This is a genomic window from Pseudoduganella sp., from assembly GCF_041914865.1.
In the GTDB taxonomy this organism is placed as follows: Bacteria; Pseudomonadota; Gammaproteobacteria; order Burkholderiales; family Burkholderiaceae_D; genus Rugamonas.
On the sequence record NZ_JAYSCO010000004.1, the window covers coordinates 45446 to 60699 of the forward strand.

General features: G+C 67.8%; 11 protein-coding genes. 6 read left to right on the forward strand and 5 right to left on the reverse strand.

What is annotated here, in order from left to right:
* The first annotated feature begins 33 nt into the window (after window positions 1-33).
* From ACE3TQ_RS03005 to ACE3TQ_RS03025, 5 genes are all read left to right on the forward strand, one after another.
* Window positions 34-1158, forward strand: a complete 1125-nt coding sequence (locus tag ACE3TQ_RS03005) for a DUF3108 domain-containing protein (protein WP_374580447.1) — start codon at window positions 34-36, stop codon at window positions 1156-1158.
* A gap of 12 nt (window positions 1159-1170) precedes the next feature.
* Window positions 1171-1908, forward strand: a complete 738-nt coding sequence (locus tag ACE3TQ_RS03010) for a DUF3108 domain-containing protein (RefSeq protein ID WP_374580448.1) — start codon at window positions 1171-1173, stop codon at window positions 1906-1908.
* A 137-nt stretch (window positions 1909-2045) separates the two neighbouring features.
* Window positions 2046-3422, forward strand: coding sequence for a hypothetical protein (locus tag ACE3TQ_RS03015; protein ID WP_374580449.1), 1377 nt, complete (start codon window positions 2046-2048; stop codon window positions 3420-3422).
* Window positions 3415-4143, forward strand: coding sequence for a hypothetical protein (locus ACE3TQ_RS03020; protein ID WP_374580450.1), 729 nt, complete (start codon window positions 3415-3417; stop codon window positions 4141-4143). The genes ACE3TQ_RS03015 and ACE3TQ_RS03020 overlap by 8 nt, the downstream gene beginning before the upstream one ends.
* A 3-nt stretch (window positions 4144-4146) precedes the next feature.
* Complete coding sequence (locus ACE3TQ_RS03025; RefSeq protein ID WP_374580451.1) at window positions 4147-6966, forward strand: ATP-binding protein; 2820 nt, start codon at window positions 4147-4149, stop codon at window positions 6964-6966.
* Here ACE3TQ_RS03025 and ACE3TQ_RS03030 read toward each other — a convergent pair whose 3' ends face one another.
* The 3 genes from ACE3TQ_RS03030 to ACE3TQ_RS03040 all read right to left on the reverse strand — a co-directional run bounded on the left by ACE3TQ_RS03030 (window position 6967) and on the right by ACE3TQ_RS03040 (window position 8524).
* The gene (locus ACE3TQ_RS03030; protein WP_374580452.1) at window positions 6967-7158 is read right to left on the reverse strand and encodes a DUF2892 domain-containing protein; all 192 of its coding nucleotides are present in this window, start codon (window positions 7156-7158) and stop codon (window positions 6967-6969) included. It abuts the gene before it with no gap.
* A 71-nt stretch (window positions 7159-7229) separates the two neighbouring features.
* Complete coding sequence (locus ACE3TQ_RS03035; protein WP_374580453.1) at window positions 7230-7712, reverse strand: hypothetical protein; 483 nt, start codon at window positions 7710-7712, stop codon at window positions 7230-7232.
* Window positions 7713-7999: 287 nt separating this feature from the next.
* A complete protein-coding gene (locus tag ACE3TQ_RS03040) occupies window positions 8000-8524 on the reverse strand; it encodes a hypothetical protein (protein ID WP_374580454.1) in 525 nt (174 codons plus the stop codon).
* An 85-nt stretch (window positions 8525-8609) separates the two neighbouring features.
* On the opposite strand from ACE3TQ_RS03040, the gene ACE3TQ_RS03045 reads away from it, so the two are divergent.
* A complete protein-coding gene (locus tag ACE3TQ_RS03045) occupies window positions 8610-8792 on the forward strand; it encodes a hypothetical protein (protein ID WP_374580455.1) in 183 nt (60 codons plus the stop codon).
* Here the strand turns inward: ACE3TQ_RS03045 and ACE3TQ_RS03050 are convergent.
* The gene (locus ACE3TQ_RS03050) at window positions 8771-13369 is read right to left on the reverse strand and encodes a translocation/assembly module TamB domain-containing protein (protein ID WP_374580456.1); all 4599 of its coding nucleotides are present in this window, start codon (window positions 13367-13369) and stop codon (window positions 8771-8773) included. The two genes, ACE3TQ_RS03045 and ACE3TQ_RS03050, sit on opposite strands and share 22 nt — an antisense overlap.
* Window positions 13369-15150, reverse strand: coding sequence for an autotransporter assembly complex family protein (locus ACE3TQ_RS03055; protein WP_374580457.1), 1782 nt, complete (start codon window positions 15148-15150; stop codon window positions 13369-13371). The genes ACE3TQ_RS03050 and ACE3TQ_RS03055 overlap by 1 nt, the downstream gene beginning before the upstream one ends.
* Between the last annotated feature and the right edge of the window lie 104 nt (window positions 15151-15254).

The following is a 15254-nucleotide window of genomic DNA, read 5'->3' on the forward strand; positions in this document are numbered from 1 at the left end:
CGAAACGGCAGGCCCGCACGTTACACTAGCGCCATGACGATCGTTTCCCTGCCCCGCCACCGCCGCCGCATCCTTGCCGTATGTGCTGCCACCGTGGCCCTGCATGTCCTGACGATCAGCTGGGTCGGCGGCCGCATCGGCGCCAGCGCCGCGCAGCGCGAAGCCAACGAGGGCATCATCAATGCCGAATTGCGCCTGGCGCCGCCGTCCGCCGCCGCGCCGCAGGCCGCGCCCGAGGCGCCGCCTGCCGCCGTCCCCAAGCCCAAGACCAAGCCGCGCAAGCCACAGCCCGCGCCGGCACCGGCGGCGGACGCCGCTGCGCCCGCCGAACCGGCGCCTGCCGAGCCGGCGCCAATGCCGGCCAGCGAGCCGGCCGCCGCCGCCCCGGTCGATCCGGCCCCGGTCGCCCAGGCTGGCGCCGCGCCGGTGCCGGCCGACGTAGAATCGGCCCAGCCGGCCCCGGTCGCGCAGCAGGAAGGCCCGGCCAGCACGCGGCGCTGGAAGGTGGAACTGCCGCCCTCGGCCAGGCTGGAAATGGACGTGCGGCGCAAAGATGCCGACGGCACCAACTGGAGCGGCTCCGCCACCATCAGCTGGAAGCAGGACGGCATGTCCTACCAGGTGCAGCAGGAAGTGGGCGTCAGCCTGCTGCTGGCCCGCTTCAACCTGATGGAAGTGGGCAGCGAAGGCACGATCGACGATTACGGCCTGGCGCCGTCCCGGTTCACCGAGAAGCGCCGCAACCGCGCCGCGACCGCCACCCACTTCAACCAGCAGGAGCAGAAGATCACCTTCTCCGCCAGCGAACACACGGTGCCGCTGCTGTCCGGCGCCCAGGACCGCGCCTCGGTGCTGTTCCAGCTGGCCGGCATCGGCCGCGCCGACGCCAACCAGTACGGCCAGGACATCGACATCCTGGTCGGCGAAGACCGCAAGGCGCAGATCTACCGCTTCCAGCTGGTGGGCGAAGACGCGCTGGAAACGCGCCTGGGCAAGCTGGTGACCTGGCACCTGGTGCGCCCACCGCGCCCGGGCAGCTACAACGCCAAGCTGGAAATCTGGATTGCCCCCAGCCTGGACTGGTACCCGGTCCAGATCCGCAACACGGAAGCCAATGGCGCCATCACCACGCAAACCGTCACCCGCATCACCAAGTAAGGAAGCAAAGCTATGCGCAGAATCCTGACGATCCCCGCCCTGGCCCTGGCCCTCGCCACCGCCCATGCCGCCGCCGTCGACTATCCGGTGGCCAAGCGCGCCACCAGCCTGCCGCCATCGGCCGAACTAAGCTACTCGGTACGCGGCAGCAACCACGGCATCCCCCTGCTGGGCAGCGGCACCATCAGCTGGCACCAGGCCGACGGCAAGTACACGCTGCTGACCGAAGCGCGCTCCGCCCTGTTCGGCAAGGTGCTGGAACACCGCAGCGAAGGCACGCACGACGACTACGGCCTGGCGCCCGCCAGCTATTATGAAAAGCGCATCCGCAAAGACCCCACCACCACCCGCTTCGACCGCAGCGCCCAGCGCATCCAGTTCGAAGACGGCAAGACCAGCTATCCCATCCGCGGCGGCGAGCAGGACCGCAGCAGCGTGACCTGGCAGCTGGCCGCCCTGGCGCGCGCCACCCCCGACAAGTTCAAGCCCGGCAGCGAATGGAGCTTCCTGGTGGCCGGCCGGCGTGACGCCGACGTCTGGACCTTCCGCGTGATCGGCAGCGAAACCATGGACAGCGCGCTCGGCGACCTCAAGGTGCTGCACTTCAGCCGCAAGCCGGTCGGCAGCCACGAACAGCAGGTCGACCTGTGGCTGGCCCCCGGCCTCGACTGGTACCCGGCCCGCATCCGCTTCAAGGAAGAGAACGGTGATTCCTTTGAGCAAGTCCTGGAAAAAGTCAACCGCAAATAGCCACACCCCGCCTGTTATACTGACGCCCCAGCCGGAAGTTGCTCAAAAAATGGGGACGTACCCCATTTAAATGATTCTCTTAAATGGGGTACGTCCCCATTTTTTGAGCAGCTTCCGGTGCATGTTGATGGAGTGTAATGATTGACTTAATGGCAAGTGCGGCCCTGGCCGACACCAACCCGACTGAGCAAGAGCAGCAGGATGCCCTGCAGGCCCACTTCCAGCCCCACATTTCCGCCGACGAGATCGAGCAGGTCTACCACCTGAAGCGCGCCCAGCCGCTGCTGCAGGTGTTTACCGCCTTGTTCCACGGTGGCTTCGAGGGGGTGCTGGTGCGCCTGCTGGTCCTGCGCGAACTTGCCAACGACACAACTTCCTCGGCGTTTTCGCGCGCGGATATCAACACGCGCCTGGCCTATTTGTTGCCGGAAAGCCTGGAAACCGTGCTGAACCGCCTGCGCAGCAATGGCCTGCTGGCCTGGGATGCGCAGCAGTCCGTCTACCGCGTGACGCCGATGGCGCGCAATGTGCTGGCCGCCATCGACAGCCTGCTGGCCCTGGCCGCACCCGAGGACGATGCCGAAATGGGCTTCCTGCTGTCGCAGGTGGCCGGCGCGCAGGCCGTGGGCGGCGTCACCACCGAGCAGCTGCAGCACCTGCTGGGCCGCCTGGTCGACCTGACCGAAGAATTCCGCGACGCCATCGCGTCCGGCTCCGAATTCCGCCTGCGCGAGTCGCAGGCCAAGTGGCACCAGGCCTGCGACTGGGTCGAAAAGGGCTCCGAGATCCTGCGTGCCATTACCACCGATGAAAACGCGGACAGCGCCACCCACCGCGCCGCGCAGGCGATCGGCCGCGCCCAGTCGCAGCTGCTGAACATGCAGGGCATGTTCTCGCGCGCGCTGAACCAGATCGAGCGCCAGCGCGTGCACCTGGGCCAATCCGGCCTGTCCACCACCGATATCAAACGCTGGCTGCTGGCCCATGAGGACCTGGCTTCGCTGGCGGAAGACGCGATCGACCAGCCGGTGAAACCGCTGTTCATCACCCCGGCCGAAATGATCGACGTCGCCGAAACCGAATTGATGACCGAACGACCGAACGCCCTTGTAAACGGCCTGCCTGCCGGCCAGGATGCCCCGACCACGATCAACGACAGCCCTGCCATGCAGAAGGAACTGGACGACTGGCTGGCGCGCCTGTCCGACTTCGCGCAGCTGAACAACTTCCCGGCCGTGGCCGAAGGCTCGCCGCGCGAGGTGAAGGTGCACGAGGCGCTGCTGCCGGCCTCCTTCGCGCTGGCGTCCTACCGCGCTTCCATGCTGCCGCTGCTGGGCGACGAGGCCGAAGCCTCGATGCAGGGCACCACCGCCGAACTGGCGCGCCTGCCGGTGCGCTTCGCGCCGCAGGATGAAATGGTGCAGCTGCCGGACCTGGAGATCGCCGCCATGTCCCTGGCCGCGCTCACCCTCGAACTAGAAGACAAGAAAGAAAGCGGCAAGCCAGATGAGTGACGATTCCCAAATCCTGATTGCGCGCCTGATGGCGCATCAGACCCTGCGCCGCGACGACAAGATGGTCAAGCGCGCGCTGTCGGACGAGCATTTCCGCGCCGAAGTCGATGCGCGCCTGACCGCCTGCGGCATGAAGCTGCTGGACAACGTCTACGCCGACCACGTGACCCTGGCCCTGCAGCGTTCCATCGAGCCGAAAGTGTTCGGCGCCAAGGACACCTGGCAGAACAACAACTTCGGCCTGGCGCGCGATGGCGTGGCCCTGCTGGTGGTGCTGTGGGCGCTGATCATCCTGCCCAAGCGCGAGCGCCAGGAAACCCACCAGCACGCCGACGACGACCAGAACGACATGTTCGGCACCGAGAAGCCGGTGCCGCGCGCGGAAGACACCTCGATCGGCATCCCGTACAAGGCGCTGCTGGCCGACTTCGGCGACAAGCTGGGCAAGAAGACCCGCATGGATATGAACCTCGGCATCCTGTCCAAGCTCGGTTTCATCGAGCGCCGCGGCGACATCATCGTCGAAGGCCCGCTGCTGGACCTGCTGATGGATACCGACCTGCTGAAAGAGCGCATCATCAACGGCGCCCTGGCCGACGTGTTCAAGCGCGCCCCGGCGCAAATCGTGCACATCCCGCGCGAAGTGCTGGCCGCCGCCAACGACCCGGAGCCGGAGCCAGAGCAGCCCGCCGCCGCAGAAGAAACCCCAACGGAAGAATAATCGATGTTCCAAATTAAATCCCTTGAGCTGGTCCACTGGGACTATTGGCAGCGCATCAAGAACATTCCGCTGGATGCGAAGATCATCACCATCGCAGGCCAGAACGGCTCCGGCAAGACCACCTTGCTGGACGCGCTGCGCACCCTGTTCGGCCTCGATTGCTCGATGGGCCGCACCTACAAGCACTACGCGCGCCACAGCGGCCAGCAGACCGCCTGGCTGCGCGCCGTGGTCGACAACCGCCCGCAGGGCAAGCAGCTGTCCAACCGCCCGTTCCGCAGCAGCGGCTTCTTCGCCGAAGACGAAGTGACCCTGTTCTGCCAGGTGCAGAAGAACGGCGGCGACTGGAAGCGCCAGTACCTGATGCGCCCCGGTAATGTCGACATCGAAGAAGTCACCGAAGCCAACGACTGGCTCGGCGTGGAGAACTACCGCAAGCGCCTGGCCAATGCCGGCCTGTCGCAAGCCATGTCGAAAGTGCTGGCGCTGGAGCAGGGCGAGACCGACAAGCTGTGCGAATACGCGCCGCGCCAGCTGCTGGACCTGGTGTTCCAGGTGTTCGGCGACAAGGAAGTGCTGGACGCCTACGACGAAGCCAAGCGCCACCAGCGCGATACCGAAGAAGAGCTGAAGCGCTTCGAGGCAGAACTGGAAGGCTCCAAGACCAACCTGGAAGGCCTGCGCCTGCGCGTGGCCAACTACCACCAGTGGGAAACGCTGCACAAGGAACGCCGCAACCTGCAGGAAGAAGTGCTGCCATCGCTGGAATACCACGAGGCGCGCGAGAAAGCCGCCAACATCAGCAAGCAGCTGCGCGAAGCGCGCAAGCCGCTGGCGCAAGCCGACCAGCTGCTGGCCGACAAGCGCAATGAAGTGGCCAAGCAGGCCAAGGCGCTGCAGGACGCACAGCAGCAGGAAACCCTGCTGGAGCAGGAGCAGACCGCGCTGACCTCGCGCCTGAACCAGATCAACGGCAAACTGAAGCCGCTCGAATCGCTGGCCGAACAGAAAGCGCGCCTGCAGAAGCTGGCCGCCGAATCGGGCGCCGACGTGGCCGATGCCGCCGCCCAGCTGGAAGAAAAAGAAACCGCGCTGCTTAAGCTGCGCGCCCAGCGCGACGCCGTCTCCAACCGCATCGCGCAGGACAAGGCCACCATCAACGCCCTGCAGGGCAAGAGCGCCATGCCGGAGCCGGACAATGTGCGCGCCATGCGGCGCGCGCTGAACGACGCCGGCATCCCGCACGCCATGCTGTCCGACATCGTCGAAGTGACCGACCCGAAATGGCAGGGCGCGGTGGAAGGTGTGCTGGGCGGCTACGCCTCGGTGGTGTTGCTGGAGCGCTCGTCCGACGCCTCCGCCGCCTACCGCCTGGCCGAGAAGGAACGCTACCGCCACTTCATCGTCAACGACTGCGTCAAGGCGCACGAGCCGAAGAACCAAAGCCTGCTGTCGGTGGTCAAGTTCAGCGGCCTAGCGCCGGAATGGCTGATCGACCAGCTGTCGCGCATCACGCGCGTGGAATCGGTGGAAGAGGGCGCCAAGCTGGGCAACATCGAAGAATGGATCACGCCCGAGGCCTACCACAAGGAACGCCGCGGTGGCCGCTCGCTGTTCGTGGAAGCCTCGCGCTACCGCTTCGGCTCCGCCGGCAAGACTTCGCGCATGGACGCGATCCAGAAGAACCTGCCGGCGCTGGAAGCCGAAGAGGACAAGTACACCCTGCAGATCTCCAAACTGGCCTCGGAAACCTCCGCGCTGAAGGCGCGCCTGGCCGGCGTCGACGCCGTGAAGGAACTGAGCGCCCGCACCGAGGAATTCGACGAAGCCGCGCGCTCCGCCGTGCCGCTGCGCGCCGAACGCCTGGAAGTGGGCTCGCGCCTGGGCGAACTGCAAGGCCTGATGAAGAACGCCACCGTGGCGCGCACCAAGGCCGACACCGCATGGCAAAGCGCGCGCATGGCCCTGTCCGAAGCGGAAGCCGGCCTGCGCCTGAACTTCAAGCGCCAGATGGAACAGCGCTCCGACCACGCACGCGCCATGCTGGCGCTGCGCCGCCAATGGCGCCACCTGCCCGGCGCCTGGCGCCGTCCGGCACGCCGCCTGGCCCTGGTGCAGCAGCACCAGAACGCGCACCAGGTCGACCTGCGCATCGCCAGCCTGCAATCGCAGCTGGCGCGCGACGACTGGGAACTGGACGCCACCGTGATCGACCAGTACGCGCGCCTGAACGAGCAGCTGTCGAACCGCAAGAGCGAAACCGAAGAACGCCGCTACCAGAACAACCGCGCGATCGAAGCCACCGCCAACGCGCGCGGCGCCTACATCGAGCGCCTGCGCTACACCATCAAGACCTACTCCGCGAACATCAAGGAACTGGGCGCGCTGGCCAACATCGACGTGCACGTGGAGCCGGTCAAGCTGGAGAACGACGACCTGCTGCTGGCGCAGGCTGGCCTGCAGGTACGCTTCAAGTTCGACGGCAAGGGCGCCATCGGCCTGAACGACGGCGAAGCGTCGGGCGGCCAGCAGGTGATGAAGTCGCTGGTGCTGCTGATCGGCCTGCTGAAGTCGGAAGACGGCTCGGGCGGCTTCGTGTTCATCGACGAACCGTTCGCCCACCTGGACATCCGCAACATCCAGCTGGTCGGCGAATTCCTGAAGAACACCGACGCCCAGTACCTGATGACGACGCCGCTGACCCACAACACCGACGTCTACGACCCGTCCGACCTCACGCTCATCACGAGCAAGAAGAAAAAGGACACCCAGTGGGCGCAGCCGATCTTCGTGCTGCAGCGGCGCCAGGCCGCAGCAGCCTGATCAGTGCTCGTCGGTGCGGATCCTGGCGAGGCGATACAAGGGACAGAACTTGATCGCCCCCGTCAGGAGCGGCACCACGCCGATCCAGCCCCAGGGGCCGACCAGGCCCAGCAGGGTAGCCACGATCAGGCCCAGGCCGACCGCGATGCGCAAGGCACGGTCCACCGTGCCGACGTTGGTAATGATGGTCATGACTTTCTCCCAATAACTTGCAAACAGTATGGGAAAGCCCGGCAGCGCCGGGAATGACCTGGATCAAAAAATCAGGCGGCCTCGCGCGTCGGCGCGCCCAGGATGGCGTCCAATTCCTTCTTCAAGGCCAGCGCCACCGGCCGGCCGCGGATACGGTTCACCATTTCAAAGAAGGTGATGCGCATGGCCTTCAAATCCTCCAGCGTCTGCGCCGCCTCCAGCTTGGCGTGCAGCACCTGGCCGCGCGAGCCCAGGGTCGGCTCGATGGTGCGCTCATAGAAAGCGCGCGCCTGCGCATACTGCGCCGCCAGTTCCTGCTCGGTTGGCAGCACGGGTGGTGGTGGCAAAGCCTCGCCCTCCTCGATAAAGCCCTGCGCCAACAGCTCCGCCACGGCGCTGGCATCGAGTCCCAGCCCCGTCACTTTCGGCAACAGCTCCTCCATTGGATGGCGGCCATCGATCATCACCAGCAGGGTACGCATACGCGAAGGCAGGCCAAAGGTACGTGCCGCGATCTCCTCGCGTCCTTTGTCAGTCTTGTTATAGGTCGTCATAAGAATGTTTCCTCATGGCAATCATTTTCCGGTAATCCAGAATACACGACATTTAAGGAAATGACATCATTTACTACACTATGCCAGCACCACCAGAATGACAGCACTATGACAAACTGTTGTTTTTCTGTAACAAAAAGTCGGGGTCAGGTCTGACAATCGGACACAGAGCACGCACTTTTGATTTTTATCAAAGCATGCTCACCATAAACAAACCGCCCGCGCTGACCATCGGCCAAAGCGGGCGGTTTGAGAAAAATCAAAGGTGTGCGGTGGGTGTCCGATTGTCAGACCTGACCCCGAATTTGGCTGTGGCGCCAGCGCAGCAGGCCGATGGAGTAGGCGGCGAGGTAGCCGAGCATCAGGCCGAAGGGGACCACCGTCAGCGGGTGCTGCATCACTTCAGTGGAATTGATGAGCTGGGGGCGCTCGGATTGGCGGTTGATGTAGAACTCGACGCCAATCTGCAGCGCGCGCGCGGCAAACAGCATGCAGACCAGGACGGCGGTGCGGCTCGGCGGCGTGAAATAGAGCTTGAGGCCGGTGTTTTCGAAGCGTGTCTTCTTGAGCGCGAAGAAGGCCAGCCAGGCGCCGGCCAGCACGCCGCCGGCCATCATCGACAGCGCGGGCAGGTTGCCCAGCATCGATTGGGCGGCGGCCAGCAGCAGCACCGGTATGCCGGCGGCGCCGACCCAGTGGCGCCAGGCTACCGATTCCTGGCGCTGGAAGGCCATCTTCAGGCGCGAGTAGATGCGCCACACCAGGACGGGGACGAGGATCAGCAGGACGACAGTGGTGACGGTCAGTTGCATCGGTACGTGCGATTCGTGAAAAAGAAGGATTTTAACCGCAGGCGTAAAATAGGCGTCCGTGATCTCGTTTTCGGGAGTTCCAGCCATGGAAAAACACCGCATCCACGCCCACCGCGCCCCCGACCTGCCAGTGCCGGTCGATGAGTCCCAGCCGCACCCGGCGCCGGTGCATCCGCATAGCCCGCATAACCCTGTCCCGCAGGACGAGCCGGTGCCGGACCATAATCCGGAACTGGCGCCGCCTGGTCAGTCGAAAGCCCAGCTGTAAAGCACGTCCAGCGCATTGTTGGTGCCGGTCTGCAGCTGCAGCGAGACGCGTGAGTTGATCTTGTAGCGCAGCTTGACCAGGCTGGTGGCGGTGCCGGCGCCTTGCTCAAAGCTGAGGTAGGCGCGCGAGGACAGCTTCTTGCCCACCGTGACCACCGTGCTTTCCAGGCCTTTGGCCTGGCTGACGCCCAGCTCGTCGAGCCCGACGCGGTTGGCCAGGCTGGGGCCGCCCGTGCCGCCGAGCAGGGCGCCGGCGGCGGTGCCGAGCAGGCCCATTTCATTGCCGGCCATGTCGGCGGTGCCGTGGCCCAGTACCAGCCAGGCCAGCTTTTCGCTGTCCGGCACCGAGGGCGTGGACACCAGCTTGGCCACCGGCGCCAGCGCGGTGCCGCGCACTTCGACGCCGGCTTCCACATTGTGTTCGTTCAGTTCGTCGCCTTCCGGGCGTTTGCGCACGGCGCGGATATTCAGGCCGGGGTTGTCGTAGGCGCCGGTGAAATTCAGTACGCCGCGTTCGATCGCCAGGCGCTGGCCGTAGGCGGCGTAGGTGCCGCTGGTGACGTGGATGCTGCCGTTGACGCGCGGGGCGCGCCGTTCGGTCATGCGCACGCGCACGGTGCCGGCCAGCTGGGCGTCCAGGCCTTTGCCGCGCAGGGTGAAGTCGTCGCCCAGGTCGGCTTCCAGGTCGATGTTGAGCGGCTGGCCGCTGGCGGCGGGCGCTTTCGGCTTGTCGCGGCCGAGGATCACCACGTCGTCGCTGATGGTCGGGGTGTCGAGCGCGGGCAGTTCGATGCTGGCGCGGTGGGCCTTGAACTTGCCATCGAGTTCGAAGCGTTTGGCGTCGCGCACCAGGGTGCTGTTGCCGCTGACGACCAGGGTGCGGTCGGGGCGGTTGAACACTTCCAGGCGGTCGGCTGCGAGCTTGAGGTCCATCGACATTTCGCCGTTGGCCAGGCGCAGCCAGCCGCCGGCCTGCACATTGCCGTCGGCGCCGTCGAAGCGCAGTTTCTGCAGCTGCAGCTGGTCGCCGGCGACTTTGGCCAGCAGCGCGCCGTTGCGCAGGCGGATGCCTTGTTCGGCCCAGTTGATGACCAGGCCTTCGCCCACCACTTCGCCGTCCAGCAGCGGGTTGGCGATGGTGCCGCGGCCGGCGGCGCTGGCGCGCAGGGCGCCATCGAGCTGCATGCCTTGTACGCCGAGCAGGGGCGAGAGCCAGGCGATGGAGGGCAGGCTGGCGCTGGCGCCGAAGGTGAGCGGGCTGTCGGCCGGGATGCGGCCGTCGCGCAGCTGGGCGCTGGCTTCCAGGCGGGCGTTGCCGGCGCGGTCGCCGGCCAGTTCGAGCTGGGTGCGCAGCTGGTCGCCGGCCACGGTGACGCGCGCGTCGAGCAGGCGCAGGCCGAGCGGGGCCGGGCGTTCGCCGCCGGTGATGGTGATGTCGCCTTTTTCGCGGAACAGGTGCAGCGCGCCATCCAGTGCCGGGGCGGCGCCTTTGCTGGCCGGGGCGGCCAGCTCGAGCGACCAGTCGGCGCCCAGCGTCATGGTGCTGGCGACGTTGCTGCGCCAGGTGTCCGAGAGCTGGGCCAGGTAGCTGGCGTTGACGCCGCTGGCGCTGCCTTTGCTGCGCCAGCGCAGGCCGTTCTTTTCCAGGGTGTCGATGCGCAGGCTGCCTTCCGGCATGGCGACCGTGGCGCTGCCCAGCGCTAGCTGTTCCGGGCTGGCCAGGCCAGCGATGCCTTGGCCGGGGCGGGCGGCCAGGCGCAGCGTGGCGGGCGCTTGCAGGGTGAGGGCGAAGCGGCCCTTGTTCTGCAGGGCGTCGATGCTGCCGTTCCAGCTGTCCGGCGCGAAGCTGCCGCGCAGGCGGGTGCTGGCGTCGAAGTCGGGATTGGCGGCGGCCAGCTGGATGGTGTGGCTGCCGGCGTTGCCGCTGGCTTGCAGGCGCAGGCGGTCGAGCAGCAGGCCGGGCGCGTTGAAGCCGGTGACCGTCAGGTCGGCTTGCAGCGGGTCGTCCGGCTGCAAGGCGGTGCCGATGGTGGCGCTGCCCTTGATGGCGGCGATTTCGCGCTGGCCCGGCAGGCGCAGGTGGGCGCCGTCCAGCGTGAGGCCGAGCGTGGGCCGGGCGCCGGCCGCGCCGCTGGCGGCTGGGCTGGCGCCGCTGCTGGCGTAGCCGCTGGCGCGCAGGTTGCCGGACCAGCCTTGGCCGAGCACCGCCAGTTGCGGGGCGTCGAGTTTCCAGTCGAGGCGGTCCTGCGGCTTGCCGAAGGCGCCCTTGGCTTGCAGCTGGTTGGGGCCGAGGCGCAGGTCGATGTCGCTGTCCTGCACGCGGCCGGGGCTGGCGGCGAAGCGGGCGTGACCGCCGAGGGCGGCGTTGCCGAGCGTGGAGGTTTGCAGCCGCAGGTCGGCCTGCGCCAGCCAGTCGGCGCTGGCGCGCACGGTGGCGCTGAAGTCGGCATTGACATTGCCGGCCACCGCCGCGCCGAAGTGGGCGGGATTGAGGCGGCTGGCGCTGCCGGCCAGTTTGATTTCGCGCGTGCCCGACAGCGCGGCTTCGCCGCTGGCGCGTACGATGCTGTCGCCGGCGGCGGGCGGGGCGGGCAGGGCGCTGCGCGCGCGGGCGCTGGCCGGCGCGCTGCTGGCGGGGCGCGTGCCGGCTGTGGCGGGGCGCGCCGGCTGGTAGGCCAGGCCGCGCGCTTCGGCATTGAAACTGGTGCGCGGCGCGCCGTAGCCGCCACTCAGTGTGCCGCTGGCGCTGGCGCTGCCTTGCAGCTGCGGGTTGAGCGCGGCCAGCTGGGCGGCGTCGAGCTGCCATTCCAGCTTGTCTTGCAGGCCGCCGAAGGCGCCGCGTGCGCTGGCGCTGTTGCGGGCGAAGGCGAGGCGGGCGTCGATATCGTGCAAGTGCTGCGGGTCGGCTGCCAGCTTGATGCTGCCGGACAGCGCCTGGCCGAGCAGTTTGCTGGGCTGCACGGTCGCTTCGACCTGGGCGCGCCAGTGCGGCGCCAGCTTGCCGCTGGCCTGCAGTTCGGCATTCAGCTCGGCGGCGGGGAAGTCGCCCAGTACTGCCGGGTCGAAGCGCTGCACTTTCGCGTTGGCCTTGAAGGCTTTGTCGTCTTTCAGGCTGGCCTGGGCCGTGGCGCTGACGCTGCCGGTGCCGGCTTGCAGGCGTGCCTGGTGCACGGTGAGCAGCAAGTCTTTCAGCGTGGCGTGGGCGTCCAGGCGCAGCTTGCCTTCGCCGAGCGCGGCGCGCAGGGTGTGCTGCTGGCCGCTGCTGTCGGCGCTGATGTCGCCGGCGATGCTGGTGCTGGCGGCGCTGCCGTGCAGGCCGCGCAGGTCGAGGCGGTCGGTGTGCAGGCGCAGGCTGGCGTGGTCGATGGCGCCGTCCTTGGGCAGGCGGCGCAGGGCGCCGCTGCCGGTGAATTTGCCGGCCGGGCCGAGGTCGAGCGTGATGCCGTCCAGGCTGGCGTTGTTGAGCGTTCCGCCCAGGCGCGCGGCGGCGCGGTGCAGCGGCAGCTTTTGCTGGTCGAGCGGGCCGGCGGCGCTGCGGTTCGCTACGGCCAGCTGGCCGGACAGCTTGTCGCCGGCAATGGCGGCGTCCAGCGCCAGGTCGAGCGCTGCGTGCGGCCAGGCGGGGTCGAAGCGGGCCGGGTCGACGCCGCGCGCCTGCAGGCGGATGTTGCGCAAGGGGATGGGGTCGAACGGCGCCAGTACCAGGGCGCCGTCGCCGTTGGCGTAGCTGGACTTGCCTTTGACGTCCAGTTTCAATTGCGCCAGGTCGCCGCTGGCCACCAGTTCCAGCCGGGTGGCGCTGCGCTGGATGGCGCCTGCGTCCAGCGCGGTGCGCGCGCCAGCGGTCGCCGCCTGGCCGCTGCTGGCGGCCGGGGTGGCGCCGGTGTGCGCGGCTGGCGCGGCTGGCGCGGGGGCGGCCGGCGGCATGGGCGCCAGCGCGGCGGTGGCGTTTAGCTTGTAGGGCCGGGCGGTGGAAATGTCGGCGCTGGCGGCGATGGCGCCGATCGGCGTCTCGGCGCTGGCGTCTTTCAGCTGCCAGCGCTGGCCATCGCCTTGCAGCTGCAGCTTGATGGCGTGCAGGTCGGTGCGGCTGCCGTCAAGGCCGACAATCGCCAGCGCGGCGACCCGGCCATCGGCGATGCTCAGGCGGAAGGGCGGGGCGATGCTGGCCGGCATGCGGGCCGGCTCGGATGGTCCGGTGGCGCGCGACTCGACGCGGGCGATATGCAGCTCGCTGATCGCCACCCCTTCGCTGAAGTATTGCAGCGGCGACCAGTTGATGTCGATGCGCTCGGCGGTCAGCAGGCTCGATGCGTCGCGGTACACCAGGCGGCCGATGTGCATGCGGCCGTACAGCGAGCCGCTGACGCCGGTAATGGTGATCTGCCCGCCGCTGGCGCGCGCCACCTGGGCCAGGATCTGCTGCAGCGTGGTTTCGCGCCCCAGCAGCCAGGCCGCGCCGCCCAGCACGGCGAGCGTCACGCCGCCGCCTATCAGCGTGCGGCGCAGCCAGGTACGGCGCGGCGGCGCGGCGGGGGCGTCGGCCGGCGCGGCAGGCGGAGTGCGTGGCGTCTCCATCAGAACGTGAACCCCAGCGAGAAGTGCAGGCGCGCCTTGCGGATGGCGTGGCCATACGCGACGTCGACATTGATCGGCCCGACGGGACTCTTGTAGCGCGCGCCGACGCCGTAGCCGGATTTGGGCGCCAGGCCGCTGAACGAGTTGCCGGCATTGCCCGCGTCATAGAACACGGCGGCGCCCCAGGTCGGCTTGAACCAGTACTGGTACTCGGCGCTGCCGGTCAGCAGATAGCGCCCGCCCACGGTGGCATCGCCCTGCTGCACGCCCAGCTCCTGGTAGGCGTAGCCGCGCACCGAGTTGTCGCCGCCGGCGCGGAACAGGTAGGTGGTCGGCACGCCGGACTGGCTGGCCGAGGCCAGCGCGCCGATTTCCGCGCGCAGGATCACGGTGGCCTTGGTGCCGAGCGGGCGGTAGGTGATGCCGCGCGCCGTGGCGCGGATGAATTTCTCGTCCGTCAGCACCGGCAGCAGCGCCCCGCCCAGCGTGGCGTTCAGCACATAGCCCTTGGTCGGGAACACCAGGTTGTCCACCTTGCGCCAGGTGGCGGCATAGGTGATCGGCAGCGACTGGCTGTGGCTGGTCGCGACCCGGTTCACCGTCTTGCTCTCGTTCAGGTATTCGATCGATATGCTGCGTTCCAGCAGCGGCGTGCCCCAGGCGCGCTTGGCCGCGACCGAGGCGGTGCGCGTGATCTCGCCTTCGATATCCTTGCGCTCGACCGCCGCGCCGAAGCTGTCGTTGTAGCCGTCCGCCGTGGTCGGGAAGTAGAAGTCGCTGCGCGCCGACTGGCGCTTGGTTTCCAGCGTCAGCGCGCTTTTCATTTTCAGGCCGAATACGTTCAGGTCGTCGTAGGTGCCGGACGCGCGCGCGCCGGTGTTGGTGCTGAAGCCCACGCCCACGCTGGCATTCTTGCGCTTGTTCTCCACCACCCGCACCAGCAGCGGCAAGGGCGGCATGGTGCTCGGCTGCGGCACGCCGCCGGCCTTGTCTTCGGCCGCCGCGATCTGCTCGTCCAGCACGGCCGACAGGTCGGCGCTCACTTCCACGTTGGCGAAGTAGCCGGTCTCCTGCAGCTTGCCCTGGAAGGCCTGCAGCGCCGCTTCGCTGTAGTAGTCGCCCGGCTTGACCGGGTTCAGGTTGCGCACCACCGACTCCGGGTAGCGCCGCAAGCCTTCCACTTTCAGCTCGCCGAAGCGCATCTCCGGCCCGCTATCGAGCGTCACGTGCAGCAGGGCGCGCCGCGTTTCCGGGTCGACCACCGCTTCGCTGGCCGTCATCTGCGCGCGCGGATAGCGCGTCTGCACCACCGCGCGCAGGATGTCGCGCTTGGCCTTTTCCCATTCATCCTGGCGGAACACGGCGCCGGCCGGCAGGCCCCAGCCCGCCTTCAGCGCCTGCTGGTCGAACGGCGCCGCCGGCGTGGATTCGAAGCCCACCAGCTCGATCGCCACCTCGCCCACCAGCACCGGCTCGCCCGGCTGCACCTGCACCGTCACGGTCGGCGTGCCGCTTTCGTCCAGGCGGATATTCACCGCCGGCGTGTAGTAGCCGGCCGTCGCCACCAGCGTCTTGACCTGCTCCGGCGCCGCGCGCAGCATGCGCTGCAGCTGGTCGCGGTCCATGCGCGGGTTGCTGCGGAAGCGCACCAGGTCCAGGTTGTCTTCCAGGAGCGACTCCAGCTCGCGCGGCGCGTCGATGCGCACCCGGTACTCCCAGCCCTGGGCAGCCGCCAACAGGGGCAGCAGCAGGCCCGCGCAGCCCAGGGCAAGGGCCTTCATTACTTTTATGCCGGTTTGTGCCAAAATTCGTGGTCTGTGATCTGGATGTCGAAACCGAATGTTACCGGATTGGCAGCCTTGATGGCGTACCCCTAAGATTTTCA